This is a genomic window from Streptomyces sp. NPDC104226 (assembly GCF_055584085.1).
The window spans coordinates 418,765-441,746 of record NZ_JBVJMS010000009.1 but is presented as its reverse complement, the minus strand read 5'-3'; the positions used below and the strand labels follow the sequence as shown (position 1 = coordinate 441,746).

Below are 22,982 nucleotides of genomic sequence, written 5' to 3'. Positions count from 1 at the left end.
CCTCTGAGGGTGAGACGGGTGCGGGGGGATGTCACTGGGCGCCCCAAGGACAACTGCCCCGGGGTACCGGTCGGCATTGCTGTGATGACAGTGAGCCGTACACCTGGAGAACGGAATACCTCGTCGCGCAATTCTTGCCCCACGCAGCGTTTTCTTTCACTTCCGTTCATTTCCTGTCCCTTACCTTCACTATCTCTCTGTTTCCTCGCCTTCCCTTCGCGCTGCCGGCCGGGCCCGTACTCACCTGGTGCACAGGCCGGTTGAGCATCCGTACTCAGGACCGGGAGCGGACGGCGCGTCATGGTGAGGACATGCCGAATCAGCCATCCGTACCGCAGTCGAGACCCCGTGCCGGGATCACCGCCGTCGCCGGCATGCTGCCCGAGGAGGTCCTCGGCTCCGACCGGTTGCAGCGCGAGATCGCCGACCGGGCCGGAATCAAGCTGCCGCCCCGGCTGCTGACCCAGGCCACCGGCATCCGCACCCGCCGGATCGCGGGCGAGGGGGTGTACGCCTCCACGCTCGCGGTGGGTGCGGCCCGCCGGGCACTGGACACCGCCGGACTCGGGGCCGCCGACATCGACCTGCTGCTCTTCGCCTCCGCCTCCCGCGACGTCGCCGAACCGGCCACCGCTCACATCGTGCAGGCCGAACTCGGCACGAAGGCACACGCCTTGGACGTCACCAACGCCTGCAACAGCTTCGTCAACGGCATCGACCTGGCCCGCGCCATGATCCTGGCCGGCCGGGCCCGGCGGGCCCTGGTGGTCACCGGGGAGACCCCGAGCCGGGCCGTACGGACGGCGCCCGCCGACTTCGCCGAGTTCCGCGCCGGGTTCGCCGGCTACACCTTCGGCGACGCGGGGGCCGCCGTGATCGTGGAGCCGGTGGAACGCGGCGGGATCCTCGACGTGGACACCGAGACCCACTCCGAACACTGGGAGGTCGGCGGCATCCCGGGCGGTGGTTCGCGCCACCCGCGCGGGGACGCGTACACCTACTTCCGCGGCGACGGGCACGAACTGCGCGGGGTCTTCGAGAAGGTGGGCACCGCCGTCATCGACCGGACCCTGTACCGCACGGGCCTGGGCTGGGACGACTTCTCGAAGGTGCTGGTGCACCAGGTGACCGTGCCCTATCTGGAGCGGTTCGCCGAGCTGACCGGGGTCCCCGCCGGAAAGCTGGTGGTGACCGTGCCCGAGCTCGGGAACATCGCGAGCGCGACGATCGGGGTGCAGCTGGGACGGATATTCGGTGAACTGACCTCGGGCGACCGGGTGTTGTTCGTCGGGCTCGGCGGCGGGATCAGCATCATGACGATGGTCTGGGAGAAGTCGTGAACGCGGCCGGACGACTGTGGGTGGTGGTGCCCGCCCACGAGGAGGAAGCCCGGATCGCCGGGACCCTCGCCGCGCTCTCCCGCCAACAGGACCGCGATTTCATCCTGTTGGTCGTGGACAACGCCTCCGCCGACCGGACGGCCGCCGTGGCGCGGGAGTTCGCGGCGGGCGCCCCCTTCGCCGTGGAGGTCATCGAGGAACCCGAGAAGGGCGTCGGCTCCGCCGTGGACACCGGCTTCCGGTACGCGATCGGACGCGGCGCGACCCTGCTCGCCCGCACCGACGCCGACTGCCTGCCCCACCCGGGATGGACCGGCGCGGCACGGGCGGCGCTGATCCGCGACCCCGGGCTGGTGTGCGGGCGGATCGTGGCCCGGCGCGACGAGCACGGTCCGCTGGGGCGGGCCGGCTTCGGGATCCTCGTACGGGTCGCCGGGCTCTTCGGCCGGCTGCGGCCCGCCCACGCGCGGCGCCGCGGCTACCGCGCCCCGTACCGGATGCACGCCGGGAACAACATGGCCATCACCGCCGAGCTGTACCTGGCCGTCGGCGGGATGCCCCGGCGCCCCTCCCCCACCGACCGGCTCTTCCTCAACGCGGTGCGCCGCCACACCGACCGGATCACGCGCTGCCGGGCGATGGTCGTGGAGAACTCCACGCGCCGGCTGCAGGCGTACGGGATCGCCGGCACGGCCCGCTGGTACCTCGGCCGCGGCAGCGGCCCGCACGGAACGGACGACCCCCGCTGATGCTGGACCGCCTCGACCACGCGCTGCGCGCCCGCCCTGAGCGGCCCGCCGTCCTGACCGCCACCCGCACGGGAGCCACCCGGACCGCCGCCACGTGCGGGGAACTCGCCGAGCTGGCCGACGCCTTCGCCGCCGCGCTGTACGCGCGCGGGCTGCGCACCGGGGACACCGTCGGCGTCGCCGTACGCCCCGGGCCGCGTGCGCTCGCCGTCCTGCTCGCGCTGTGGCGGCTCGGTCTGCGCGGGGCCGTCCTCGACCCCGGGGCCGGACCCGACGTGCTGCGCGCCCGGCTGGCTTCGGCGCGGCCCGCGCTGGTGCTGGCCGACGCCGCCGCGCAGGCGGTGGCCGGGTGGGCCCGGCCGCTGGCCCGGCGGGCGGCCGGGCTGGAACTGCCGGAGCTGGCCGGGCTGGGCGCGCCGGTGGCCACGGTCGGGCGGCGGCTGCCGGGGTGCGCGCCCGCTCTGGACCGGCATGCGGCGCGGAGCGGGGTTCCGGCGCGGTTCACGGGTGACGGGGCCGTCGATGCCGACGCCGACGCGGTGATCGTGTTCACGTCCGGGACCACCGCACGGCCCCGGGCCGTGGTGCACACGCGGGCGAGTCTGGCCGCCGGGATGGAGACGGTGTCGGCGCTGTTCTCCGGCCGTCAGGGGGAGGCTGCGGCCGGCCCGGCCACCGCCGCCGCGGGTCCCGTGCTCGGCGGCACCTTCTTCGTGCTCGTCCCCTCCCTCGTGCGCGGCGCCCCCGTGGCCCTCCCGGCCCGCTCTCCCCGGGTCCTGGCCCGCCAGCTGGCCCGGCTGGCGCCGCGGGACACCTACCTCACGCCGCCGCAGCTCCGGGACGCGCTGCGGGAGGGGGCCCGCTTCGGGGGCCGGGTGTGGACCGGCTCGGCGCCTGCCAGCGCCGAACTACTGGGCCGCGTAAGGGAGTCGGGGGCCGACGAGGCCTGGGGGGTGTACGCGCTCACCGAGCTGTTTCCCGCCGCCGCGGTGGAGTCCCGGGAGAAGGCCGCGTACGAGGGGGCCGGTGACCTGGTCGGCGCCCCGCTGCCCGGTGTGCGCGCCGCGTCCGACGCGGACGGGCAGCTGCTGCTGACCGGTCCCGGGGCCCGGCACCGCTACCTCGGCGAGGACCCCGACCCGTGGGTGCGCACGGGCGACCGGGCCCGCCTGGACGGCGCGGGCCGGATCGTGCTGGAGGGCAGGGCCAAGGACATGGTGCTGCGCCGGGCCGAGAACATCTACCCGGGCCTGTACGAACCGGCGCTGCACGTGCCGGGGGTGGAACTGGCGCTGCTCGTCGGGGTCCCCGCGGACGCGGGCCGCCGCCCCGGCGACGGCTGCGCCGACGGCGACGAGCGCCTCGTGGCCGTCGTACAGCCCTGCCACGGCACCTCCGAGCCGGCCCTGCGGTCCGCGCTGGCGGGCCCGCTGCGCCGCATGGGCGAAGCAGCGCCCGACGCCCTGCTGTTCGCGCGGATCCCGCTGTCGGGACGCTCCCGCAAACCGGACCGCGCGGCGACGGCCGCCCTGGCGGCCCACCGACTGGGGACCGGCTCCGCCCCCGCCGGGAAGGGCGCACCCCGGCCGTGAACCAACACCCCTCACCCCCGTGGCGGGCCCGCGCCCGTGCACTGCGGGAGCGGGTCATGGTCTCCCACCGTCGCTACACCCGGGCCAACGGTGACGCGCTCGCGGGCTCGCTCACGTACGCCCTGTTCGTCGGGACGGCCCCGGCGGTGCTGCTGATCGGCTCGCTGGCCGGGCGGGCCGGGGCAGGGCCGGACGGGGTCCGCCGGGGCGTGGACGGGCTGGCCGCGGCCCTGCTGCCCGCGGCCGCCGCTCCGGCGGCCGGGCGGCTGCCGGTCGTGGCTCCGCACTGGCGGCCCCTGCTCGTCCTCGCGCTCGGCTGGTCGGTGGTGCGCACGACCCGGGCGCTGCGCACCGGCGTCCGGGCCGTGTGCGGACAGAACGCGGGCAGCGGGAACCCCGTGCGCGACGCGGTCAGGGACCTCGCGGGAGCGGCCGTGCTCTGCCTCGCGGGCACCGCCGTCGCCGTCGTGGTGACGGCGGGCGGTCCCGCCTGTACGGTCCCCGCACTGTGGGCGCTGTTCGCGGCCGTCCTGTGGCTCGCCCCGCACCCGGCACCCGGCAGGCCCCGACCGGCCGCCGTCGCCGGGCCGGCGCTGGCGGCCGCGCTGGCATGCCGGCTGCTCCTGCTCGCCGCGGACCCCTATCTCGCCGCCACCGCCGCACTGCACGGCGACCTCTACCACCGGATCGGGCCGCTCGTCGGGCTGCTCGTCTGGGCCGGCCTGTGCGCCCGGGTGCTGCTCCGCGCGGCCTCCTGGGCGGCCACGACCGCCGCCACGACCAGCACCGCCACGCCCACCACCGCCATCACAACCACCGATCAGCCGGAAGGAACGAGGAGTTGACGATCCCGAACCTGTGGGTGGTCGTGCCCGCCTACAACGAGGCGGCGGCCATCGGAGCCACCCTGGCCGCGCTCGCCGCCCAGTACGACACCGGATTCGCGCTCGTGGTCGTGGACAACGCCTCCACCGACCGGACCGCCGATGCCGTACGGGACTTCGCACACGCGGCGCCCTTTCGCGTCGAGCTGGTCCGGGAGGAGCTGCCCGGCGCGGGGACCGCCGCCGACACGGGTTTCCGGTACGCCATCGCCGCCGGCGCCACCCACCTGCTGCGCACCGACGCCGACTGCCTGCCCGCCCCGGACTGGACGGCCGTCGCGAAGGCGGAGTTCGGGCGGGGCGCCGAGATGCTGTGCGGCCGCAGCGTGCCGCGCCGCGACGAGCGGCCCGGTCCCCTCGAAGCCCGGCTGCTGCCGTCGCTGATCCGGCTCACCTCGCTCTACGGCCGCTACCGCCCCTCCCACCGGCACCCGCGCTACCGCACCCCGTACGTCCTGTGCCACGGCCACAACCTCGGCATCACCGCCGGCCTCTACCTGCGCTGCGGCGGCGCCCTGCGGGTGCCGCTGCACGAACGCTCCGAGGACGTGGCCCTGCTGAACCGGGCCCGGGAGCACAGCGAGCGGATCGTCCGCGCGGAGCACCTGGTGGTGCAGAACAGCCTGCGCAGGCTGCGGAGCTGGGGCCCGCGCCGCACCCTGCTCTGGTACTGGGACCGGCGCTACCGGCCCGCCGACACCGCGGAGGCACACGTCCGATGACCACCGACCCGACGCTCCGCATCCGGACCCGTACGAAGGCGGGCACGAAGGCCCGCCGCCGGGACCGCCGGGTCTACCTGCGCTCCCACCCGCTCCTGTTCGCGCTGCTCGCCGCCACCCGCGGGCGGCCCGTGCGGCGGCTCGGGGGCCGCCTCGGAGGCGGCACCCTGCTCGTCCACGGCACCGCGGCCTACCGGGAGGCGCTGACCCGGCTGCCCCTGGACCGCACCGCGCCCGGCACCACCGGCGGCGCGGTGCGGGCCACCCGGATGGAGGGCGCGCTCTTCGACCAGGAGGGCTCCGGACACCGGGCCGGCCGGCGGGAGCTCGCCGAGCTGCTCGGCGCGTCCGCGACCCGGGAACTGCGCGCTGTATGGCACCCGTTGCTGCTGCGGCGGCTCGCGCCGCTGCCGCTCGGAGGCACGGTGGACCTGGTCCCGCTGGCCCGGGAACTGGCCGGCTCCGTGGTGCACGCGCTGCTGCGCCCCGGCTCCGGGGCCGGCGCCGGCGCCTCCCCCCTCGCCCTCGCGGAGACCGCCGCCGAGGCCGCTGCCGCCTCCGTGCGCAGCCACCTCCCCGGCCCGCCCCGCCCCGGCGCCCGGGCGGCGGCGATCCGCACCGCCGAGCGGCTCCGCGTGCTCCTGGGCCCGGGGGCGGACGCCCGGGCCGCGATACTGGCGGTGGCGGCCGTCAACACCACGGTCGCGGCGCTGCCCCGGGCCGTGGCCTGGTGCGCAGACGCGGGCTTGTGGGACCAGGCGGCGGACCCGGCACTGCGTCCCGCGCTGGCCGATGAACTCCTGCGCGTCACGGCGGCCTCTCCGCTCCTCCCCCGGGTGGCCGCGGCCGAAGGATCCGTGGGCGGCTGCCCGGTCCGGGCCGGTGACCGGCTGCTCCTGGTGGCCCGGCACGCGGCCGGGGCCCACGTGCGGGACCCCGACGGGCGCCGGCCCGCCGAGCCGGCCGCCGCCCGCCTGGTCTTCGGCGCCGGGCCGCACGCCTGCCCCGGAGCCCGGCTGGCCCGGGAGCAACTGGTCGGCGTCCTGGCGGCACTGGCTCCGCACCGGCCGGTCGTGACCCGGGCCCGGGTCGACCGCCGGGCCGCTCTGCCCGGGTGGCGTTCGCTCGTCGTACGGGCGGCGGCATGACGTCCCGTAGGCCGTCCCGTCCGGATCCTGCCGGGTCCGCGGCCGGGGTCCGGATCGCGGTCACGGGGGCGAGCGGCTTCTGCGGCGGGCACGTCGCCCGCGCCGCGGCGGCGGCCGGGGCACGGGTGGTGTGCCTGGGCCGCAGGCCGGGCCCGATCGGGGAACACCGCTTCTGGGACGCGTCCCTCGGGGAGCCGGACCTCTCGGGTACGGACCTCGTCGTGCACTGTGCGGCGGCGGTCGGCGATCCGGCCCCGGGTTCCCCCGCCGAGACGGTCATGCACGCGGTCAACGTGACGGGCACCGAACGGCTGCTGCACGCGGCGGGCGGCCGCCCGGTGGTCTGGGTGAGCAGCGCCAGCGTCTACGACCCCGGCCGCGACCGCACGCTCGTCCGCGAGGAGCACCCGCGCACGGGCCAGCTGAACGCCTACGGCCGTACGAAGGCCCAGGGCGAGGCCCTGGCGCTGGCAGCGGGCTCCGTGGTGCTGCGCCCGCGCGCCGTGTACGGCCCGGGCGACACCCAGCTCCTGCCCCGGCTGCTCTCCCGGGTCCGCGCCGGGACCCTGTTCCTGCCGGGCCCGGACGTCCCGCTCAGCCTGACGGCGGTGGAGAACCTGGCCGGGGCCTGCCTGGCGGCTCCCGGCTGGCCGCAGGGCGCGTACAACATCGCCGACGCCCTCCCCTACCAGCGCGATGCGGCGGTAGGGGAGGTCCTGCGCGCCCACGGGGTCCGCGCCCGCGTACGCCACCTCCCGACGGCCCTGGCCCGGGCTGCGGCGCGCCTCGCGGAATCCCTGTCCTGCGCCGAACCGGCCCTCAGCCGCTACGCGGTGGACCAGCTCGCCCACCCGGTGGTCCTGGACCTCACGCGGGCCCGCGCCCAGGGCTGGACCCCGTCCCGGACCCTGTGGGACCACCTCGGGGACCTTTCCGGTCACGGCACCGGATCCGAAGGAGACGGCCCGGGCCGCGTCAGGCGGTCGCCCGGGCTCCCGCGGCGGCGATGAGCTGGTCCAGGAGGGAGAGCAGGCAGGCGCGGACGTCCGGGCGGGAGCGGGCGTCGAGCATGAGCACGGGGGTGTTCGGATCGCGCAGGTGCAGGGCCGTCGCGATCTCCTCCGCGGTGTAGGGCTGCTCGCCGTGGAAGCAGTTCGCGCCGACCACGAACGGCAGTCCGCGGCTCTCGAAGAAGTCGACGGCCGGGAAGCTGCGGTCGAGGCGCCGCGTGTCGACCAGCACGATCGCTCCGAGAGCCCCGGCCAGCAGGTCGTCCCACATGAACCAGAAACGTTCCTGGCCCGGTGTGCCGAAGAGGTAGAGGACGACGCCGGCGTCGGAGAGGGTGATGCGGCCGAAGTCCATCGCCACGGTGGTGGCCGTCTTGGACTCGATCCCGTCGAGGTCGTCGACGCCGACACCGGCGGCCGTCAGCCGCTCCTCCGTGCGCAGCGGCTCGATCTCGGAGATCGTCTCCACCAGGGTGGTCTTGCCGACTCCGAATCCGCCGGCGATGAGGATCTTGACCGGGGCCGCTTCGGGTGAGGCCGGGGCCTGGGGGGCGGGCGTGTCATATCCGGGCAAGGTTGTCCCTGATTCTCATGAGCAGGTCGACGTCGGTGGTCTCGGCGCCCCCCAGGGGCGACCGGTGGTGGATCAGCCCGCGGTCGGCGAGCTCGCCGAGCAGCAGCGTCATCGGGGTGAGGCGGATGTGCATCCGCGCCGCTATCTCGGCGACCGCCAGGCCACCCGGCGCCGTGCACATGGCAAGGATCTCCTGCCATTCGGTGGGCAGCCCGGCGCGGGCGTCCTCGGCCACCGCCGCCGTGATGGTGGTGTCCATGGTGAGGACGGTGTGGGGAACGGCTGTCCGTCCGTCGGTCAGGGCGTACAGCCGTGTCCGGCGGCGCCTCGCGGGCTGGGGCTCGTCCTGCGGCATTACGCGGTCGGCACCTGGGCGCGCTCGGGGGTGCCCAGCCACTCGCCGAGCGCCTGGGCGGTCCGTACGGCCTCGCCGCCCAGTTCCCCGAGCCGCGCCTTCCGGGAGGTCACCACGATGAGCGTGCTGCCCTCACCGCACCCGACGATGCAGAGGTAGCGGTCGTCCATCTCGACCAGCTGGCGGATGACGCGGCCGCCGTCGACCTCGCGGGATATCGCCTTCATCGTGGCCGCGATGCCGGAGGCGGCGGCCGCCATGCGCTCGGCCTGGGGCTCGTCCAGCAGGTAGGCGCTGAGCTTGATGCCGTCGTTGGACAGGAGCACCGCTCCCTGGATGCCGGCGATCCTGCTCAGGTTGTTGTCCAGGACGCTGTAGATCACGTCGTTGGACGATGCCGTGCCGGATGCCGCGGTGTTCGGTGAAGTAGTCATGGCTGATCCCGTCGGAGCTCTTCTTCCACTGTCTGGGTCCCGTGTTCGTAGTCCGCCCAGGCGTCGGCCACCTCTTCCGGGGTCTCCGTGTCCGGCCGGGCAGCCGGTTCCGGTGCGCTGGGGGCCCGTAGCTGCTCGGCGATGTGGGTCTGGGGGACGCGCTCGGGGAGCGCCGGGCGGACCGCGGGTCCGGAGGCGGGCGCGGGCGCCGTCGTACGGCGGCTCGGCAGCCCGGCGGCCGTACGCGGGAGGGGCCCGGGCGCCGGCGCCTCGGGCGGGCGCGGCGCCGGGACGTCCGCGGAGGGCGCCGGGGACGCCTGCGCGAGTACGAGCTCGGGCGCGGGTACGGGCGCAGGCGCGGTTACGGGTACGGGCCTGCGCGGGGTCTCCGCCTCGGTCGCCACCAGCAGTTCCCCGGGGAGGATCACCACGGCGGCGGTCCCTCCGTACACCGAGCGGCGCAGGGTGACCGTCGCTCCGAGCTGGTCGGCGAGGTGACCGACCACGAAGAGCCCGAGCCGGTGCGCGTTCTGCGCCAGGACGGAGTAGGGCGGGGCCTGGTGGAGGCGCCCGTTCATCTCCTCGTACCGCTCGGGGCTCACGCGCGGCCCGCGGTCCTCGATCTCGACCGACAGCCCGCCCGCGACCGTTTCGGCGCGGATGACCACCTTCGACCGCGGCGGGGAGAAGCGGGTGGCGTTGTCCAGCAGCTCCGCCAGCAGGTGGCTGATCTGGCTGATCACGCGCGGTTCCACGCTGATCTCGTCCAGGGCGTGCCGCTCGATGCGCCGGAACTCCTCGACCTCCGCGGCGGCTTCGCGCAGCAGGTCGGCGACGCGCATGGGCTCGGTGTGCGGGTCGGGGACCTCGCCGCCCGCCAGGATCAGGAGGTTCTCGATCTGCCGCCGCATGCCCACCGTCAGCTGGTCGGCCCGCATCAACTGGGCGAGCAGCGCTTCGTCGTGGCCGAAGGTGTCCTGGAGGTCCTCCGTGAGGCTCAGCTGGCGGCTGACCAGGTTTCCGGTGCGCGAGGCGATGCCCGAGGCGAACAGACCGAATCCGTGGCGTTCCGCCGCGAGCTGCCGGTGCCCGTCGACGGACACGGCGACGGCCCGGGCGAACGCATCGCTGACGCGCCCGACTTCGTCCCGGTCGCCGCGCACCTGCGGCAGTGCGCCGAGGTCGACGGACTGCCCGCGCTGCAGCCGGGCGACGACGTCGGGGAGGGTCTCCTCGGCGACGGTCACCGTGCGGTCGTGCAGGTCGCGCAGGCGGCGGAGGACCGATCGCGTGGTGAACACGACCACGGTGACGACGATCAGCAGCCCGCCACCGCTTCCGCCGATCAGCCAGGCGACCTCGGTGTCCAGCTCCGCGGCCTTGGCCTCGCCGCGTGCGAGCATCTTCCGCGCCCGGTCGACGTTGAAGGTGGCCAGCTGCACCGAGAACCTCTCGTGCGCGGAGCGCCAGCCCGCGGCCTCGGCGGGCAGCTTGATGCCGGAGGCGATGTCCGTGTGCTTCGAGAGGATCGCCTTCTCGATGCGGATCTTCGTCTGCCAGTCCGGGGAGGCGACGATCCTTTCGTAGAACCGCCGGTCCTCCTCGGGCAGGTACGGCACGACCCATGTGTCGTACAGGTACCGGTGGGAGCCCAGGGCGCCGACGAACTGGTCGAAGCCGGCGGCGTTCAGTTCCCTGGACGGCCCGGCCAGGGCCAGGAGCGTGTCCTCGCGCGCCACCATCTCGGTGGCGGAGAGCATGGACACCACGGTCCGGCTCTCCTTGGTGAGTTCGGCGTCGTCCGCGTGGCTGAAGTCGAGCTGGTACGCCTGGATGACCGCGTCGATCACCCCGGTGTAGTACGTCAGCGTGCCGTCGGCGGCGCCGCTGCGCGCATCGGCGCGCTGGCGGTACGCGGCCAGGCTGTCGAGCCGCCGGTTCACTTCCTCGAAGAACGCGTCCGAACCGACCGCCAGTCGGCGGAAGTCGGCCGCGGCCCGGTCCGTGGCCTCGCGCCGCATGGCGAGCGCCTCTTCGGTCCCGGGCGCCCCCGCCCACAGCGAGGCGGTCAGCGTCCGCTCGGCCTGCATGTCGATCATGAGGGTGTACAGCGGTGCGCCGACCTTCTCGGCGGCCGCGACGTCCGCCCGCAGGCGCTCCGACTGTGCCAGCAGCCGCTGGGCGGTCACCGCCACCTGGGTGCCCATCGCCAGGGTGGGGAGCACGGCCAGCCAGATGAGCAGGGTGCGCAGGCGCAGGGTCCGCCGCCGACGCGTCGCCGACTGCCCTTGTGCGCCTTCAGGTTCGCCTTCGGGTTCTATGGAAGTCATCGGTCCTCGGGGGCGGGGGACGGCGGGGGGCGGCCGGGCGGCCTTGCCCCGCACGGCCCTTGGGAGCGGGACGGGCACAACCATGCGGACTGCGACGGGATGTGCGGGAGGTAAGGGTGCCGATCATAACCAGCCACACCGAGGAATCCGATAGGTGTCTTCCGCTGTCAAAGCGTGCCATTTACGGCGGATCACCGCAGGCGAGACCTGATCGGAACCCAGCCGCGACACCCCCGACACCGTGGAAGGCGCCGGATATCCGGTGGAGGTCCCGTACGCGCGATGGCAAGGTGTGGCGCATGCCGTCGCACCCTGCCGAGCAGCTGCTGCGCGAGCTGCACGCCTCGCTCGGGCTCCGCAAGCGCCCCGAAGACATGGCCCAGCTGGTCCAGGACCTGTTCGCCGCCCGCGAGATCGCCCTCGACCCCGCCACCGCCGGCGCCCTGGAGAAGGCCGCCGCACATTCGCTGCACAGGATGTGGCACGGCTACACCTCCATGCTCGAGGACTTCGCCCGCCCCGTCGGCGCACAGCGCCAGCTCGCCCGGGCCGGGGCGCTGTTCGCGTCCGTGCCCGACGTCCCCGAGGGAGCCGGTGACGATCCCGCGCGGATCGAGGCGGTGATCCGCCGGGCCGGCGAGGAGATCCGCCGGCAGTACGGGGAGAACGACTTCGGCCTCGACCGGCTGAACCGGGCCGAGCGCGCCGAAGCCGGCATCGGCGAGGTCTCCAAACGCCAGTACAACAAGCGCTTCCGGCTGCTGCGGCGCATGGAGGCCAAACTGGCCCGGCTCGTCCACGAGCAATGCCGCCGCGAGGTCACGATGACCGGCAAGGGCGCGCTCGCGCACACCCTGCCCTACGAGCTGTTCGCCGCCGACGCGGACTCCGCGGCCTTCGTCGCCTATCTCACCGCCCGCGCGAACATGCGCAGCATCTTCACCAACGGCACGCAGCGCCGCCCGTACGACGAGGTCGCCGACGCACTGTTCCGGCGGCTGCGCGCGGCGCCCGGGCAGACGAACTGGTACGCCGTCGCGCACGTCCATCCCACCGCCGAGGTGCTGGGGCACCTCTCCGATCAGGAGCTCACCCGGCTCCTGATCCGCTGGAACGGCTTCCTGCGGACCGTGGCCGAACTGCTGGAGGACGCCTGGAACCGTTCCCGCATCGAACCGGCGAGCATGGTCGTGCGGCGCGGCGACGACTCCTCGACGTGGAACCAGGCCGCACAGGCCTGGAGCACCGCCCGGGCCCACTGGTTCGCCCTGATGACCGAGCTGGGCCAGGAGGAGGTCCTGACCCGCGTGTGCCCGGGCAAGGTCCCCCGGCTGATGGCGGCGGACGTGGCGTACTGGCACCGCAGGACCGGCGGCGGTCTGCACGCCGACACCTACGTGTGGGCGGAGCTGCCCCTGCCCTGGGAAGTCCTGCGGGGCGAGAAGCAGTGCCCGCGATCGCTGGTCGAGGCGGCCTGCGCGCGGCACGGTGTGGACCCGGTGGCCGGCGGCTGGACCGCGCCCCGGCCGCCCGCGGAGGCCGTCCGCTTCAGCCGCACGCCGGAGCTGGTGAACGGCGTGGCGGTCGCCGACCCGCTGATGGCGAGCGCCATGCGGTCCGCCGGAGTGTTCTCGGGCCGGGACAAGCGCGCGGCCGCCGAGGAGTGGCTCTGAGGTTCCGGCCGGCCCGGGCGCAAACCGCTTGCCCGGGACGGCCCCGCCCGACGAGAATCGGGGCGGCGGCGAGGAAGCTCTGCGGAGGAGCTCCCGGCTCGATCTCCGGGTGGACGTAGGTTCGAATCCTGCCCTTGCCGCCGCCCCACCTCTTCGCCGCCGGGTGTCAGCCCTCCGTGGGCGTGAGGCGCAGGGAGATGCTGTTGATGCAGTACCGCTGGTCCGTGGGGGTCGGGTAGCCCTCGCCCTCGAAGACGTGGCCCAGGTGGGAGCCGCACTTCGCGCACAGGACCTCGGTGCGGACCATGCCGTGGGTGACGTCCGCCTTCAGTTCGACCGCGTCGGAGTCCTTCGGGTCGTAGAAGGACGGCCAACCGCAGTGCGACTCGAACTTCTCCGTGGAGCGGAACAGTTCGGAGCCGCAGCCGCGACAGCTGTAGACGCCCTCGGTCTTGGTGTCCGTGTACTCACCGCGGAAGGCGGGCTCGGTCCCGGCGAGGCGCAGTACCTGGTACTCGGACGGGGTCAGCTCCGCCTGCCACTGCTCGTCCGTCTTCTCTACCTCGTACGACATGACTGTTCTCCCGTTTCCCGCTCTTCCCAGAGCCGTCAGTTCGACAGACGGGCCAGGATGGCCGGCCCCAGGTCCGTGACGTCGCCCGCACCCATGGTGAGAACGAGATCGCCGGGCTTGGCCATTCCCGCGATGACGTCGGCGACGGCTTCCTTGGAGTGCTCGGGGGTGACGTCGGCCCCGGCGGCGCGGGCGGCGTCGATGATGATCTCGCTGGTGATCCCGGGGACCGGGTCCTCGCGGGCCGGGTAGATGTCGAGGACGACCGAGGCGTCGGCGAGGGCGAGGGCCTGGCCCATCTCCTTGCCGAGTTCCTGGGTGCGGGAGAAGAGGTGCGGCTGGAAGACGACCAGGATGCGGGAGTCCCCGGCGGCTCCGCGGATGGCCTCCAGGTCGGCGGTCATCTCGGTGGGGTGGTGTGCGTAGGAGTCGATGACCTGGACCCCGGCGGCCTCGCCCTTGAGCTGGAGGCGGCGCTTGACCCCGGTGTACTTGCCGAGGGCGGAGGCCAGGTTGTGCGCCGGGATGCCGAGCGCGACGCCGGCGGCGAGGGCCGCGACGGCGTTGTGCGCGTAGTGGCGGCCGGGCACGGAGACGGTGAAGGTGAGCATCCGGCCGTCGATGACGACGGTGACCTCGCTGGTCAGCCCGCGCGGGGTGATCTTGGTGATCTGGACGTCGGCGGTGTCATCCTCGCCGTACGTGACGATCTGGAGGCCGGGGTTGCCGGAGACCCGCCCGGCGATCTCGGCCGCGCCGGCCTGGCCGTGGGCGACGACCAGGGTGCCGCCGGCCGGGATCTTGCCGACGAAGGTCTCGAAGGACTCGTAGATCTCGTCCATCGACGCGTAGTTCGCGTGGTGGTCGAGCTCGGCGTTGAGGATGATCGCGACCTGGGGCGTGTACGTGTGGAAGCTGCGGTCGCTCTCGTCCGCCTCGGCCACGAAGATGTCGCCCTCGCCGTGGTGGGCGTTGGAGCCGGGGGCGTCCAGGTCGCCGCCGATGGCGTACGAGGGGTCCAGGCCCAGCGCCGAGAGGGAGACGGCCAGCATCGAGGTGGTGGTGGTCTTGCCGTGGGTGCCGGCGACGGCGATCGGCCGCAGGCCGTCCATCAGCCCGGCCAGGGCGTCGGAGCGGTGCACGACGGGGATGCCGAGCTCCGCGGCGCGGGCCAGCTCCGGGTTGTCGGCGCGGATGGCGCTGGAGACGACCACGCAGGTGGCGTCGTCGGCGAGGTGGCCGGCGGCGTGCCCGATGTGGACCGTGGCGCCGTGGGAGCGCAGCGCCTGGGCGGTCTCGGAGTCACGGGCGTCGCTGCCGGCCACCTGCGCGCCGCGCTGGGCCAGGATCTTCGCGATGCCGGACATGCCGGCGCCGCCGATGCCGATGAAGTGGGGCCGTTCCATGGCGGTCGGCAGGCCGGGCTTCATTCAGGTAGCTCCAGGATCGAGTGCGTACGTACGGCAGCCGGGTGCGCGGGTACGGGAACGTACGGATGCGCGGTCCGGCCGCCTCCACCCTATTCCTTGTGGGCGAAGAGCTTGAGCACCGGAACGCCGACCTTGTGGCGCGCCCGCGAGGCCCAGTCCCGGTGGAAGAACTCCTCGACGTAGTGCGGGGCGGTCAGCACGATCACCTCGTCGGCGCTGGTCTCGTCGACCACCGCCTTCAGCTTGTCGAGCGGATGGTCGTCGACGATCTGTCCGACGGCCTTGGCGCCCTTGGCGCGCAGCGACGCGAGGGAATGCTCGATCGCCAGTTCGGCCGGGCCGCGGGCCGCATCGCCCTCCGGTTCGTCGCCCTCGTGGATGGCCTCGGGAAGCTCACCGAGCGCTACGTCGTCGATGGCGCGCAGCAGCCGGTCCCGGTCGCCGCGGGGCTGCATGAGGACGATGAAGGAGACCGGCTCGTCTCCGTGCAGGGTCGTGACGAAGTCCACGTCGACGGGGGTCAGCGGCTGCTCGATCATCAATACGCTCGTGAACACGGACGCCCTCTCCTTCGTGGGCCGAGGCCGGCCGGCCGGCCCCTGCGGAAACCATCCTGCCCCGCTGTCGCACGGGGCCTGTGCGGTTATACCTGCCCACTACTGTGCCCAGCGGAAGCAAAGCGGAACGACAAATTCCGCCTCTCTTCAGATCCGACGGTAACGCGTGAAGAGAAACCCGGCCTCTTCCAGCAGACAGGCCGGTGCGAGCCGGTGCGGAACCGTGACGGAGGGGCCGCCGGAGATCCGCTGGGCGTCACCCGCCGTGAGCACCGGCGAGATCGTCAGGCACAGCTCGTCCAGCGCGTCCGCGGCCACGAACTGCCCCAGCAGCCGGGGTCCGCCCTCGGTGAGCTGGCGGCGCAGCCCCCGGTCCGCGAGTTCCCGTACGGCCCGGGCCGGATCCACGCCCGCCCCGTCTCCGGCCACCACCACCTGCGCCCCGGCCTTGGCGGCCTCGGCCACCCGGTCGGCGGGGGCGGCGGCTCCCGTGAGCACCAGGGTGGGCACCAGCGGGGAGGTGAACAGCGGCAGCGAGAAGTCCAGGTCCAGGCTCGCGGAGACCACGGCGATGGCCGCGGCGGGCCCCTGACCTGCGGCGGCGCGGCGGGCGGCGAAGGCCTCCCGGGCCCGGGCGGGGCGGTAGCCCTCCTGGCGAACCGTTTCCGCACCGACGACCACCACATCGGCCAGGGCCCGCAGGGTGCCGAAGATCCGCATGTCGGTCTCGCCGGAGATGGGCTGCGAACGCCCGTCGTGCTGGGCCGCGCCGTCCAGCGTGGAGACCATGTTGGCCCGCAGCCAGTGGCCGTCCGGGGCGAGCGCGGGGTACTCGTACGCCTCGGCGATTTCGTCCAGCGACCACGCGTGGCCGGTCTGGTCCGCTGATGTCTGATCGGTCACAGGGAACAGGCGTCGCATCGGTGCAGTGTGCCACGCCCCGTAGAGTTAAGAGCTGTGTCAACATCTCTCTCGCCCTCAGCGTCAGCCTCCGGGCGGCCCCCGATAGCCGACGCGGGACCGCAGTCCCTGTGCGCCCGCGAGCCGCGGGTGCCCGCCGAGCGGCTGGTGGCCGAGATGGTGCCGCCACCGCGCTTCGACTCGGTGCGCTTCGACACCTACGACCCGGACCCGGCCCAGCCCAGCCAGGCCGAGGCCGTCACCGTCCTCGCCGGCTTCGCCGCCGGCCTCGGCGGGGCGCACGCGAGCGGCTCCGGCAAGCGGCGCTGGTTCGCGAAGAAGCCGGCGGTCTCCACCGCCCCCCGCGGGGTCTACCTCGACGGCGGCTACGGCGTCGGCAAGACCCACCTGCTCGCCTCCCTCTGGCACGCCACCCCGGCAGAACCGGCGCTCAAGGCCTTCGGCACCTTCGTGGAGCTGACCAACCTGGTCGGCGCGCTCGGCTTCCAGCAGACCGTGCAGACCCTCGGCGGGCACCGCCTGCTGTGCATCGACGAGTTCGAGCTCGACGACCCGGGCGACACCGTCCTCGTCTCCTCCCTGCTCAGCCGCCTGGTCGAGCAGGGCGTGGCGCTGGCCGCCACCTCCAACACCCTGCCCGGCAAGCTCGGCGAGGGCCGCTTCGCCGCCGCCGACTTCCTGCGGGAGATCCAGGGGCTCTCCGCGCACTTCCGCCCGCTGCGCATCGACGGCCAGGACTACCGCCACCGCGGCCTGCCCGAGGCTCCCGCACCGTTCTCCGACGAGCAGGTGACCAAGGCCGCGTACGCCACCGACGGCGCGAGCCTCGACGACTTCCCGGGGCTGCTGGAGCACCTGGCACGGGTCCACCCCAGCCGGTACGGGGCCCTGACCGACGGTATAACGGCCGTCTGCCTCACCGATGTCGGCCCGGTCCCGGACCAGTCGACCGCGCTGCGGCTGGTGGTCCTGGCCGACCGGCTCTACGACCGGGAGGTCCCCGTCCTGGCGGCGGGCGTCGCCTTCGACCGGCTGTTCAGTGACGAGATGCTGAACGGCGGCTACCGCAAGAAGTACTTCCGGGCCATCTCGCGGCTCACCGCGCTCGCGCGCGACGCGAAGCCCCTGGTGTCCCAGTAGGTTTGGGGGCGCCGGGCCGTTCCCACGGCCCGGCCTTACCCACCTTCTGTGAAGGGATCCACCATGGCCACCACGCGCACCTCGCACACCGTCTGGGAAGGCAACCTGCTCAAGGGTTCCGGCGTCGTCTCCCTCGACTCCTCGGGCCAGGGCTCGTTCGACGTCTCCTGGCCCTCGCGCGCCGAGGCCGCGAACGGCAAGACCAGCCCGGAGGAGCTGATCGCCGCCGCGCACTCCAGCTGCTACTCGATGGCCCTCTCGCACGGCCTGGACGGCGCCGGTACCCCGCCCACCCGGGTGGAGACCAAGGCCGATGTGACGTTCCAGCCGGGCGAGGGCATCACCGGCATCCACCTGACCGTGGTCGCCGAGGTGCCGGGGCTGGACGCCGAGGGCTTCGCCGCGGCCGCCGAGGACGCCAAGAAGAACTGCCCGGTCAGCCAGGCCCTGACCGGCACGACCATCACCCTCACCGCGACGCTGGCCTGATGCCTGTCTGACGTCCGGCCGGCGTCCGCTCGACGTCCGGCCGGCGTCCGTTCGTCGTCCGTCTGCCGGGCGCGGCCGGGATCCGGCCGCGCCGGGCAACGGCGGCGGGCAACGGCGCGGCGGAGCCGGCCCGCCGGGCAGCCGTGGTAACACGGCTCGGTCCTCCTCTGTCCTGATCCACCGCCGGGAGTTCCCCATGCCGCCCAAGCCGCCGATGTCCCTCAGCCGGCGCAGCCTGCTCGCCGCCGGTTCCGTCACCTTCGCCGGAGCCCTCGGCGCCCTCTTCGCCGGAGCCGGCCCCGGGTCGGGAGCGGGGTCGCGGGCGGAGACCGGAGCGGGCGCGGGAGCGCCCGCGAGCACGGGCGCCGGTACGCACAAGGCCGCCCCGGTCTCCCGCCACGGCTACGGCCCGCTCGTCACCGACCCCGCCGGGCTGCTCGATCTGCCCGCCGGGTTCACGTACCGCGTCCTCTCCCGCGCCGGCGACCCGCTGCTGTCGGGCGAGGGCACCGTCCCCGGCAACTTCGACGGCATGGCCGCCTTCGACGCCGGGCAGGGCCGCGTCCGGCTGGTGCGCAACCACGAGAACCGCACCACCGCAGCCCTGCGGGTCCCTCCCGTCGAGGGGCTCACCTACGACCCGTACGCCCGGGGCGGCTGCACCCTCCTCGACCTGGACCCGACGGGCCGGGTCACCGCCGAGCGCGTCGCTCTCGCCGGCACCGCCGTCAACTGCGCGGGCGGCCGTACTCCCTGGAACACCTGGCTGTCCTGCGAGGAGACCGAGGACCGGGCGGGCACCGCCGGCTACACCCGCGACCACGGCTACGTCTTCGAGGTCGACCCCGCCGACCCCCGGCGCTCCGGCGCCGTCCCGCTCACCGCGATGGGCCGCTTCGCTCACGAGGCCGTCGCGGTGGACCCGTACAGCGGTGTGGTCTACGAGACGGAGGACGCCTTCGTCGAACCCTTCGGGCTCTTCTACCGGTTCCTGCCCGCCCGCCCCCTCGGCGGCCTCGGCTCCCTGCGCGCGGGCGGCGAGCTGGAGGCCCTGCGGGTCCCCGGGCTGGCGAACCTCGCGGTGGTGGACGAGCCCGGGTCCGAGTTCCCGGTGGAGTGGGTCCCCGTGCCGGACCCGTCCGCGGCCGGGACCCCGATCAGGCTCCAGGACTTCGGACCCGGCGGGATCACCCACGCCCAGAAGCTGGAGGGCTGCTACTGGGGCGACGGCGGCGTCCACTTCGTCTCCAGCTACTCCCGCACCCGCGAGGGCTCCCCCGCCGACCACCACGGCCAGGTGTGGTTCTACGACCCGCTGCGCGCGCGGCTCCGGCTGGACGTGGTCTTCGGCCCGGCCGCCGACATCCAGCTGCCCGGCGACTCCCCGGACAACATCTGCCTGGCCCCCGACGGCGGCCTGATGGTGTGCGAGGACGGCGGCGGCGCGCAGTACGTCTTCGGAGTGACCCCGGGCGGCGAGGTCTACCCGATGGCCCGCAACGCGGCCGACATCGGGAAGCCGGGGGCGCCGGAGTGGGGCGAGTTCGCCGGGGTCACCTTCTCCCCCGACGCCCGGACGATGTACGTGAACGCCTACACGCCCGGGACCACCTTCGCGGTGACCGGCCCGTGGCAGTGACGGGCACTGCCCTCCCGCTCGCCCGTACTGCCTTCCGGCCCGCCCGTACCGCCTTCCGACCCGCCCGGCCTGGCCTTTCGTCACGTCGCGGTCCACTGCGTTGTGGTGGAGGATCGTAAGGAGTCGACGGATGAGGTAGGTAGCGGTGGCCAAGAAGGACAGGAAGTCCGCCAAGGGCCCCAAGGGCGAGAAGGCGAAGGCCGGGGCATCGGCAGAGCCCGGGACGCCGGAGCGGCCCGGGAAGGCCGCCAAGGCCGAGAGGCCCGCCAAGGCCGAGAAGGCGAAGAAGCCCGGCAAGGCGGACAGGGCAGAGGCCAAGGCGGCGCAGGCCAAGGCAGGGGCCGAGGCCGCGGTGACGGCCGAGGCCGCCAAGGGCTCCGGCTCCGCGAAGCCCGCCAAGGCGGAGAAGAAGGCCGATGCCGACACCGGCAGTGCCACCGGCACCGGCACCGGCGGGAAGCCGAAGTCCAAGCCCCTCTCCCTCCGCGAGCTGCTCCGCATCTCGGCGGAGAACTCCAAGGGCTCCAAGGGCGGCGCCCGCAAGTCCGGCGGGCACGGACACGCGAACGCGTACGGGTACGACGCCCCCCTGAGCCCCCTGCTCCGCGTCCCCTCCGGCGAGCGCGTCGACCTCGGAGCCTTCCACACCGGAGCGACCCCGGCCGGGCCCACCGACAAGGCGGCCGGCGTGGCGGCCACCGCGCTGATGGGCGAGCGGCTCGCCTCCCTCCAGGAACGGCTCTACGCCGCCAGCACCGCGGGCGACCGCCGCCGCGTCCTGCTCGTGCTCCAGGGCATGGACACCAGCGGCAAGGGCGGGACCGTCAAGCACGTGATCGGCCTGTTCAACCCCTCCGGCTGCCGGATCAAGGCCTTCAAGGCCCCCACTCCGGAGGAGCAGAACCACCCCTTCCTGTGGCGCGTCATGAAGGCGCTCCCCCAACCGGGTGAGATCGGCATCTTCGACCGTTCGCACTACGAGGACGTCCTCATCGCCCGCGTCCGCGACCTGGTGCCGCGCAGTCAGCTGGGCCGCCGCTACGCGCAGATCAACCGGTTCGAGAAGTCCCTCGCCGACGACGGCGTCACCGTGGTGAAGGTCTTCCTCCACATCGGCTACGAGGAGCAGCGCAAGCGGCTCCTGGAGCGGCTCGACAACCCGGACAAGCACTGGAAGTTCAACGCGGGCGACATCGAGGAGCGCTCCCTGTGGCCCGCGTACCAGCAGGCGTACGAGCTGGCCCTGGAGCGCTGCTCCACGGACGTGGCGCCCTGGTACGTGGTCCCCGCCGACCGCAAGTGGTACCGCAACTGGGCCGTCAGCAAACTGCTGCTGGAGCATCTGGAGGGCATCGCGCCGCAGTACCCGAAGGGTGACTTCGACGTGGAGGAGTGCCGCACCCGTCTGCTTGCCACATAGTCATATATTTTGCGCATGTGACCATCTCAGTGCGCAGGACGGCTGCCGTCGCGGCCGTAGCAGCTCTCAGTGCCGCCCTCGCCGCGTGCGGGGGCGGCACCGGTACGACGGACACCGGCGGCCGGGCCCGGCTGGGGGCCTCCGCGGCCCCCTCCGCTCCGGCCTCCGGCTCCCCTTCCGCCGCGGGGTCCGCCACCCCGCCGCCGAGCCCCGGGAGCAGCCCGCCGGCGACACCGCAGGCCGGTGCTCCGGGCAAGGCGCCGACCATGGCTCCCGGTCCGGGCGGTCTGACCCCCGTCTTCGACCGCGCGAAGCAGCGGACCGACAAGACGGTGGCGCTGACCTTCGACGCCGACATGACCTCCGACCAGGGGCCGCGCGCGGCGGGCGGCGAGCACTTCGACAACCCGCAGCTGATCTCCACGCTGCGCACCCTGAAGGTGCCCTCGACGGTGTTCATGACGGGCCGCTGGGCCGAGGAGTACCCGGACCAGGCGAAGTCCATCGGCACGGACCCGAACTTCGAGATCGCGAACCACTCGTACAGCCACCACGCCTTCAAGTCGCCCTGCTACGGGCTCCCCACCCTCGACGAGGCCGCCGCCCGCGCCGACGTGGACCGGGCCTTCGAGGCCTTCCGCAAGGCGGGCGCGGTCAACACCGTCCCGTACTTCCGCTTCCCCGGCGGCTGCTACGACGACCAGGCGCTGCGGGCCATCTCCACGGCCAAGGTCACGGCCGTCCAGTGGGACGTGGTCAGCGGGGACGCGTTCGCGAAGGATCCCGACGCGGTGGCCGAACAGGTCCTGTCCGGGGTGAAGCCCGGCTCGGTCGTGGTCATGCACTGCACGCGCAGCGCCGCCCCGGTCACCGAGGAGGCGATCCGGAAGATCGTCCCGGAGCTGCGCAAGCGCGGCTACCGCTTCGTCAAGGTCTCCGACCTCATCGGCAAGTGAGTCAGCCGGAACAGGCCGTGCGCTGCGCGTCCTGCCACTCGCACACCGGGCACAGCACGATGCCCGGTGTCGCGACCCCGTACTCGGTGGGCTTCCCGCACTCCACGCAGTCGGCGTAGGGCGGCCCGGCCACCCGATCGACGGGGGCCGCGGGGGCGGGACAGTACGAACGGTCGGTGGAGTCGGGTGCCTGCTGCTCCGTCTGGTCCATGCCCCCGAGCCTACTGCGCGGCCCCTCGCGCATCGGCCCGGAGGCGAAGGCTGGCATCCTTGGCCGGATGAGCACCGAGGACACGCGCCACAGCACCCTTGCACCCGCAGTACCCGCAGTCGGGTCCGACAGCCCCTTCCGGCAGGAGCGGATCGCCCGCGACGACGCACCGCAGTACGTCCTCCCGCTGGTGGTGCGGATCGAGAAGGCGGAGCCGCCGGCCCGGACCGACGCCCTGGAGACGGCCGCCCGCGCCGTGCTCGTCCTGCTCACCGACGAGCGGTCGGCCGGCGAGGGCGAGTGGGCGGCCGCGGTCCGGGACTGGCAGGACGCGCGGATCCGCAAGGTGGTGCGCCGGGCGCGCGGCGCGGAGTGGCGCAAGGCGGGGACCCTGCCGGGCCTCACGGTGCAGGGCGCGGACGCGGAGGTACGGGTCTTCCCGCCGGTCCCGCTCGACGGCTGGCCCAAGGAGCTGGCCAAGCTCCAGGTGTCGGGCACCGACCTGGACGACCCGGAGCCCGTCGCACCGGCGGAGCCCGGACTGCCGGTCCTCTGGCTCAACCCCGGCCTGGAGATGTCCGCCGGCAAGGCCATGGCCCAGGCCGGACACGCGGCGCAGCTGGCGTGGTGGGAGCTGACCGGCCCGGAGCGGACGGCGTGGCGGGAGTCCGGCTTCCGGCTGGCCGTACGGACGGCCGCGCGCGAGCGGTGGGCGGAGCTGTCCGGGAGCGGGCTGCCGGTGGTCCGGGACGCGGGGTTCACGGAGATCGCGCCCGGCTCCTGCACGGTGGTCGCGGACCATCCCGCGCTGCGGGCACGGCTGTAACAGGGGTC

General features: G+C 73.9%; 23 protein-coding genes and 1 tRNA gene. 15 read left to right on the top strand and 9 right to left on the bottom strand.

Annotated elements, in window-relative coordinates; genetic code table 11:
* Positions 1 to 311 precede the first annotated feature (311 nt).
* From ACZ60J_RS28340 to ACZ60J_RS28310, 7 genes are read left to right on the top strand one after another with little or no spacing between them, the layout of a single operon-like run.
* The gene (locus ACZ60J_RS28340) at positions 312 to 1,340 is read left to right on the top strand and encodes a 3-oxoacyl-ACP synthase III family protein (RefSeq protein ID WP_469686104.1); all 1,029 of its coding nucleotides are present in this window, start codon (positions 312 to 314) and stop codon (positions 1,338 to 1,340) included.
* Positions 1,337 to 2,089, top strand: a complete 753-nt coding sequence (locus tag ACZ60J_RS28335) for a glycosyltransferase family A protein (protein ID WP_469686103.1) — start codon at positions 1,337 to 1,339, stop codon at positions 2,087 to 2,089. Before ACZ60J_RS28340 ends, ACZ60J_RS28335 begins: the two co-directional genes overlap by 4 nt.
* Complete coding sequence (locus ACZ60J_RS28330) at positions 2,089 to 3,681, top strand: AMP-binding protein (protein WP_469686101.1); 1,593 nt, start codon at positions 2,089 to 2,091, stop codon at positions 3,679 to 3,681. The genes ACZ60J_RS28335 and ACZ60J_RS28330 overlap by 1 nt, the downstream gene beginning before the upstream one ends.
* Before the next feature lie 56 nt (positions 3,682 to 3,737).
* A complete protein-coding gene (locus ACZ60J_RS28325) occupies positions 3,738 to 4,526 on the top strand; it encodes a YhjD/YihY/BrkB family envelope integrity protein (RefSeq protein ID WP_469686099.1) in 789 nt (262 codons plus the stop codon).
* Complete coding sequence (locus tag ACZ60J_RS28320; protein ID WP_469686097.1) at positions 4,523 to 5,287, top strand: glycosyltransferase family 2 protein; 765 nt, start codon at positions 4,523 to 4,525, stop codon at positions 5,285 to 5,287. Before ACZ60J_RS28325 ends, ACZ60J_RS28320 begins: the two co-directional genes overlap by 4 nt.
* The gene (locus ACZ60J_RS28315) at positions 5,284 to 6,435 is read left to right on the top strand and encodes a cytochrome P450 family protein (RefSeq protein ID WP_469686095.1); all 1,152 of its coding nucleotides are present in this window, start codon (positions 5,284 to 5,286) and stop codon (positions 6,433 to 6,435) included. The genes ACZ60J_RS28320 and ACZ60J_RS28315 overlap by 4 nt, the downstream gene beginning before the upstream one ends.
* The gene (locus tag ACZ60J_RS28310) at positions 6,432 to 7,445 is read left to right on the top strand and encodes an NAD-dependent epimerase/dehydratase family protein (RefSeq protein ID WP_469686092.1); all 1,014 of its coding nucleotides are present in this window, start codon (positions 6,432 to 6,434) and stop codon (positions 7,443 to 7,445) included. Before ACZ60J_RS28315 ends, ACZ60J_RS28310 begins: the two co-directional genes overlap by 4 nt.
* Here the strand turns inward: ACZ60J_RS28310 and ACZ60J_RS28305 are convergent.
* From ACZ60J_RS28305 to ACZ60J_RS28290, 4 genes are read right to left on the bottom strand one after another with little or no spacing between them, the layout of a single operon-like run.
* Positions 7,411 to 8,019, bottom strand: coding sequence for a GTP-binding protein (locus tag ACZ60J_RS28305; protein ID WP_469686090.1), 609 nt, complete (start codon positions 8,017 to 8,019; stop codon positions 7,411 to 7,413). The two genes, ACZ60J_RS28310 and ACZ60J_RS28305, sit on opposite strands and share 35 nt — an antisense overlap.
* Complete coding sequence (locus ACZ60J_RS28300) at positions 8,006 to 8,374, bottom strand: DUF742 domain-containing protein (RefSeq protein WP_469686088.1); 369 nt, start codon at positions 8,372 to 8,374, stop codon at positions 8,006 to 8,008. Before ACZ60J_RS28300 ends, ACZ60J_RS28305 begins: the two co-directional genes overlap by 14 nt.
* The gene (locus ACZ60J_RS28295; protein ID WP_469686086.1) at positions 8,374 to 8,808 is read right to left on the bottom strand and encodes a roadblock/LC7 domain-containing protein; all 435 of its coding nucleotides are present in this window, start codon (positions 8,806 to 8,808) and stop codon (positions 8,374 to 8,376) included. The genes ACZ60J_RS28300 and ACZ60J_RS28295 overlap by 1 nt, the downstream gene beginning before the upstream one ends.
* Positions 8,805 to 11,138: a sensor histidine kinase gene (locus tag ACZ60J_RS28290; RefSeq protein ID WP_469686085.1), complete on the bottom strand. Its 2,334-nt coding sequence runs from the start codon at positions 11,136 to 11,138 to the stop codon at positions 8,805 to 8,807. The genes ACZ60J_RS28295 and ACZ60J_RS28290 overlap by 4 nt, the downstream gene beginning before the upstream one ends.
* A gap of 299 nt (positions 11,139 to 11,437) precedes the next feature.
* Here ACZ60J_RS28290 and ACZ60J_RS28285 point away from each other — a divergent pair, with 299 nt between their 5' ends.
* Together ACZ60J_RS28285 and ACZ60J_RS28280 are read left to right on the top strand one after the other, a co-directional pair.
* Entirely contained in the window at positions 11,438 to 12,811 is a 1,374-nt protein-coding gene (locus ACZ60J_RS28285; protein ID WP_469686083.1) for a hypothetical protein, read from the top strand.
* Between the two features lie 67 nt (positions 12,812 to 12,878).
* Positions 12,879 to 12,951: transfer RNA gene (locus ACZ60J_RS28280), tRNA-Ser, on the top strand.
* A 26-nt stretch (positions 12,952 to 12,977) separates the two neighbouring features.
* Here the strand turns inward: ACZ60J_RS28280 and msrB are convergent.
* The 4 genes from msrB to ACZ60J_RS28260 form a co-directional block, all read right to left on the bottom strand.
* Positions 12,978 to 13,385 carry a peptide-methionine (R)-S-oxide reductase MsrB gene (gene msrB, locus ACZ60J_RS28275; protein ID WP_469686081.1) on the bottom strand — a complete coding sequence of 136 codons (408 nt, stop codon included), beginning with the start codon at positions 13,383 to 13,385 and terminating at the stop codon, positions 12,978 to 12,980.
* A 35-nt stretch (positions 13,386 to 13,420) separates the two neighbouring features.
* A complete protein-coding gene (murC, locus tag ACZ60J_RS28270) occupies positions 13,421 to 14,815 on the bottom strand; it encodes a UDP-N-acetylmuramate--L-alanine ligase (protein ID WP_469686079.1) in 1,395 nt (464 codons plus the stop codon).
* Positions 14,816 to 14,904: 89 nt separating this feature from the next.
* Positions 14,905 to 15,372, bottom strand: coding sequence for an indole-3-glycerol phosphate synthase (locus ACZ60J_RS28265; RefSeq protein ID WP_469686077.1), 468 nt, complete (start codon positions 15,370 to 15,372; stop codon positions 14,905 to 14,907).
* Positions 15,373 to 15,519: 147 nt separating this feature from the next.
* The gene (locus ACZ60J_RS28260) at positions 15,520 to 16,293 is read right to left on the bottom strand and encodes a pyrimidine reductase family protein (RefSeq protein ID WP_469686075.1); all 774 of its coding nucleotides are present in this window, start codon (positions 16,291 to 16,293) and stop codon (positions 15,520 to 15,522) included.
* A 36-nt stretch (positions 16,294 to 16,329) separates the two neighbouring features.
* Here ACZ60J_RS28260 and zapE point away from each other — a divergent pair, with 36 nt between their 5' ends.
* From zapE to ACZ60J_RS28235, 5 genes are all read left to right on the top strand, one after another.
* A complete protein-coding gene (gene zapE / locus ACZ60J_RS28255; protein ID WP_469686074.1) occupies positions 16,330 to 17,433 on the top strand; it encodes a cell division protein ZapE in 1,104 nt (367 codons plus the stop codon).
* Between the two features lie 63 nt (positions 17,434 to 17,496).
* Positions 17,497 to 17,922: an OsmC family peroxiredoxin gene (locus tag ACZ60J_RS28250; RefSeq protein ID WP_469686072.1), complete on the top strand. Its 426-nt coding sequence runs from the start codon at positions 17,497 to 17,499 to the stop codon at positions 17,920 to 17,922.
* 196 nt (positions 17,923 to 18,118) lie between these two features.
* Positions 18,119 to 19,561, top strand: coding sequence for an alkaline phosphatase PhoX (locus ACZ60J_RS28245; protein ID WP_469686070.1), 1,443 nt, complete (start codon positions 18,119 to 18,121; stop codon positions 19,559 to 19,561).
* A gap of 499 nt (positions 19,562 to 20,060) precedes the next feature.
* The gene (locus ACZ60J_RS28240) at positions 20,061 to 20,981 is read left to right on the top strand and encodes a polyphosphate kinase 2 family protein (RefSeq protein ID WP_469686181.1); all 921 of its coding nucleotides are present in this window, start codon (positions 20,061 to 20,063) and stop codon (positions 20,979 to 20,981) included.
* 17 nt (positions 20,982 to 20,998) lie between these two features.
* Entirely contained in the window at positions 20,999 to 21,937 is a 939-nt protein-coding gene (locus ACZ60J_RS28235) for a polysaccharide deacetylase family protein (protein WP_469686068.1), read from the top strand.
* A 1-nt stretch (position 21,938) separates the two neighbouring features.
* Here ACZ60J_RS28235 and ACZ60J_RS28230 read toward each other — a convergent pair whose 3' ends face one another.
* Complete coding sequence (locus ACZ60J_RS28230) at positions 21,939 to 22,148, bottom strand: hypothetical protein (protein ID WP_469686066.1); 210 nt, start codon at positions 22,146 to 22,148, stop codon at positions 21,939 to 21,941.
* Between the two features lie 67 nt (positions 22,149 to 22,215).
* Between ACZ60J_RS28230 and ACZ60J_RS28225 the strand changes: the two genes are divergently transcribed.
* On the top strand, positions 22,216 to 22,974 hold the full coding sequence (locus ACZ60J_RS28225) for an aminoacyl-tRNA hydrolase (protein ID WP_469686065.1): 759 nt from the start codon (positions 22,216 to 22,218) through the stop codon (positions 22,972 to 22,974).
* Positions 22,975 to 22,982: the final 8 nt, after the last annotated feature.

Excerpts from the sequence above, each read along its gene's own strand:
- ACZ60J_RS28340 (WP_469686104.1), top strand. The coding sequence starts at position 312 with ATGCCGAATCAGCCATCCGTACCGCAGTCGAGACCCCGTGCCGGGATC.
- ACZ60J_RS28330 (WP_469686101.1), top strand. The coding sequence starts at position 2,089 with ATGCTGGACCGCCTCGACCACGCGCTGCGCGCCCGCCCTGAGCGGCCC.
- ACZ60J_RS28325 (WP_469686099.1), top strand. The coding sequence starts at position 3,738 with ATGGTCTCCCACCGTCGCTACACCCGGGCCAACGGTGACGCGCTCGCG.
- ACZ60J_RS28315 (WP_469686095.1), top strand. The coding sequence starts at position 5,284 with ATGACCACCGACCCGACGCTCCGCATCCGGACCCGTACGAAGGCGGGC.
- ACZ60J_RS28310 (WP_469686092.1), top strand. The coding sequence starts at position 6,432 with ATGACGTCCCGTAGGCCGTCCCGTCCGGATCCTGCCGGGTCCGCGGCC.
- ACZ60J_RS28300 (WP_469686088.1), bottom strand. The coding sequence starts at position 8,374 with ATGCCGCAGGACGAGCCCCAGCCCGCGAGGCGCCGCCGGACACGGCTG.
- ACZ60J_RS28295 (WP_469686086.1), bottom strand. The coding sequence starts at position 8,808 with ATGACTACTTCACCGAACACCGCGGCATCCGGCACGGCATCGTCCAAC.
- ACZ60J_RS28290 (WP_469686085.1), bottom strand. The coding sequence starts at position 11,138 with ATGACTTCCATAGAACCCGAAGGCGAACCTGAAGGCGCACAAGGGCAG.
- ACZ60J_RS28285 (WP_469686083.1), top strand. The coding sequence starts at position 11,438 with ATGCCGTCGCACCCTGCCGAGCAGCTGCTGCGCGAGCTGCACGCCTCG.
- msrB (WP_469686081.1), bottom strand. The coding sequence starts at position 13,385 with ATGTCGTACGAGGTAGAGAAGACGGACGAGCAGTGGCAGGCGGAGCTG.
- murC (WP_469686079.1), bottom strand. The coding sequence starts at position 14,815 with ATGAAGCCCGGCCTGCCGACCGCCATGGAACGGCCCCACTTCATCGGC.
- ACZ60J_RS28260 (WP_469686075.1), bottom strand. The coding sequence starts at position 16,293 with ATGCGACGCCTGTTCCCTGTGACCGATCAGACATCAGCGGACCAGACC.
- ACZ60J_RS28250 (WP_469686072.1), top strand. The coding sequence starts at position 17,497 with ATGGCCACCACGCGCACCTCGCACACCGTCTGGGAAGGCAACCTGCTC.
- ACZ60J_RS28245 (WP_469686070.1), top strand. The coding sequence starts at position 18,119 with ATGCCGCCCAAGCCGCCGATGTCCCTCAGCCGGCGCAGCCTGCTCGCC.
- ACZ60J_RS28230 (WP_469686066.1), bottom strand. The coding sequence starts at position 22,148 with ATGGACCAGACGGAGCAGCAGGCACCCGACTCCACCGACCGTTCGTAC.
- ACZ60J_RS28225 (WP_469686065.1), top strand. The coding sequence starts at position 22,216 with ATGAGCACCGAGGACACGCGCCACAGCACCCTTGCACCCGCAGTACCC.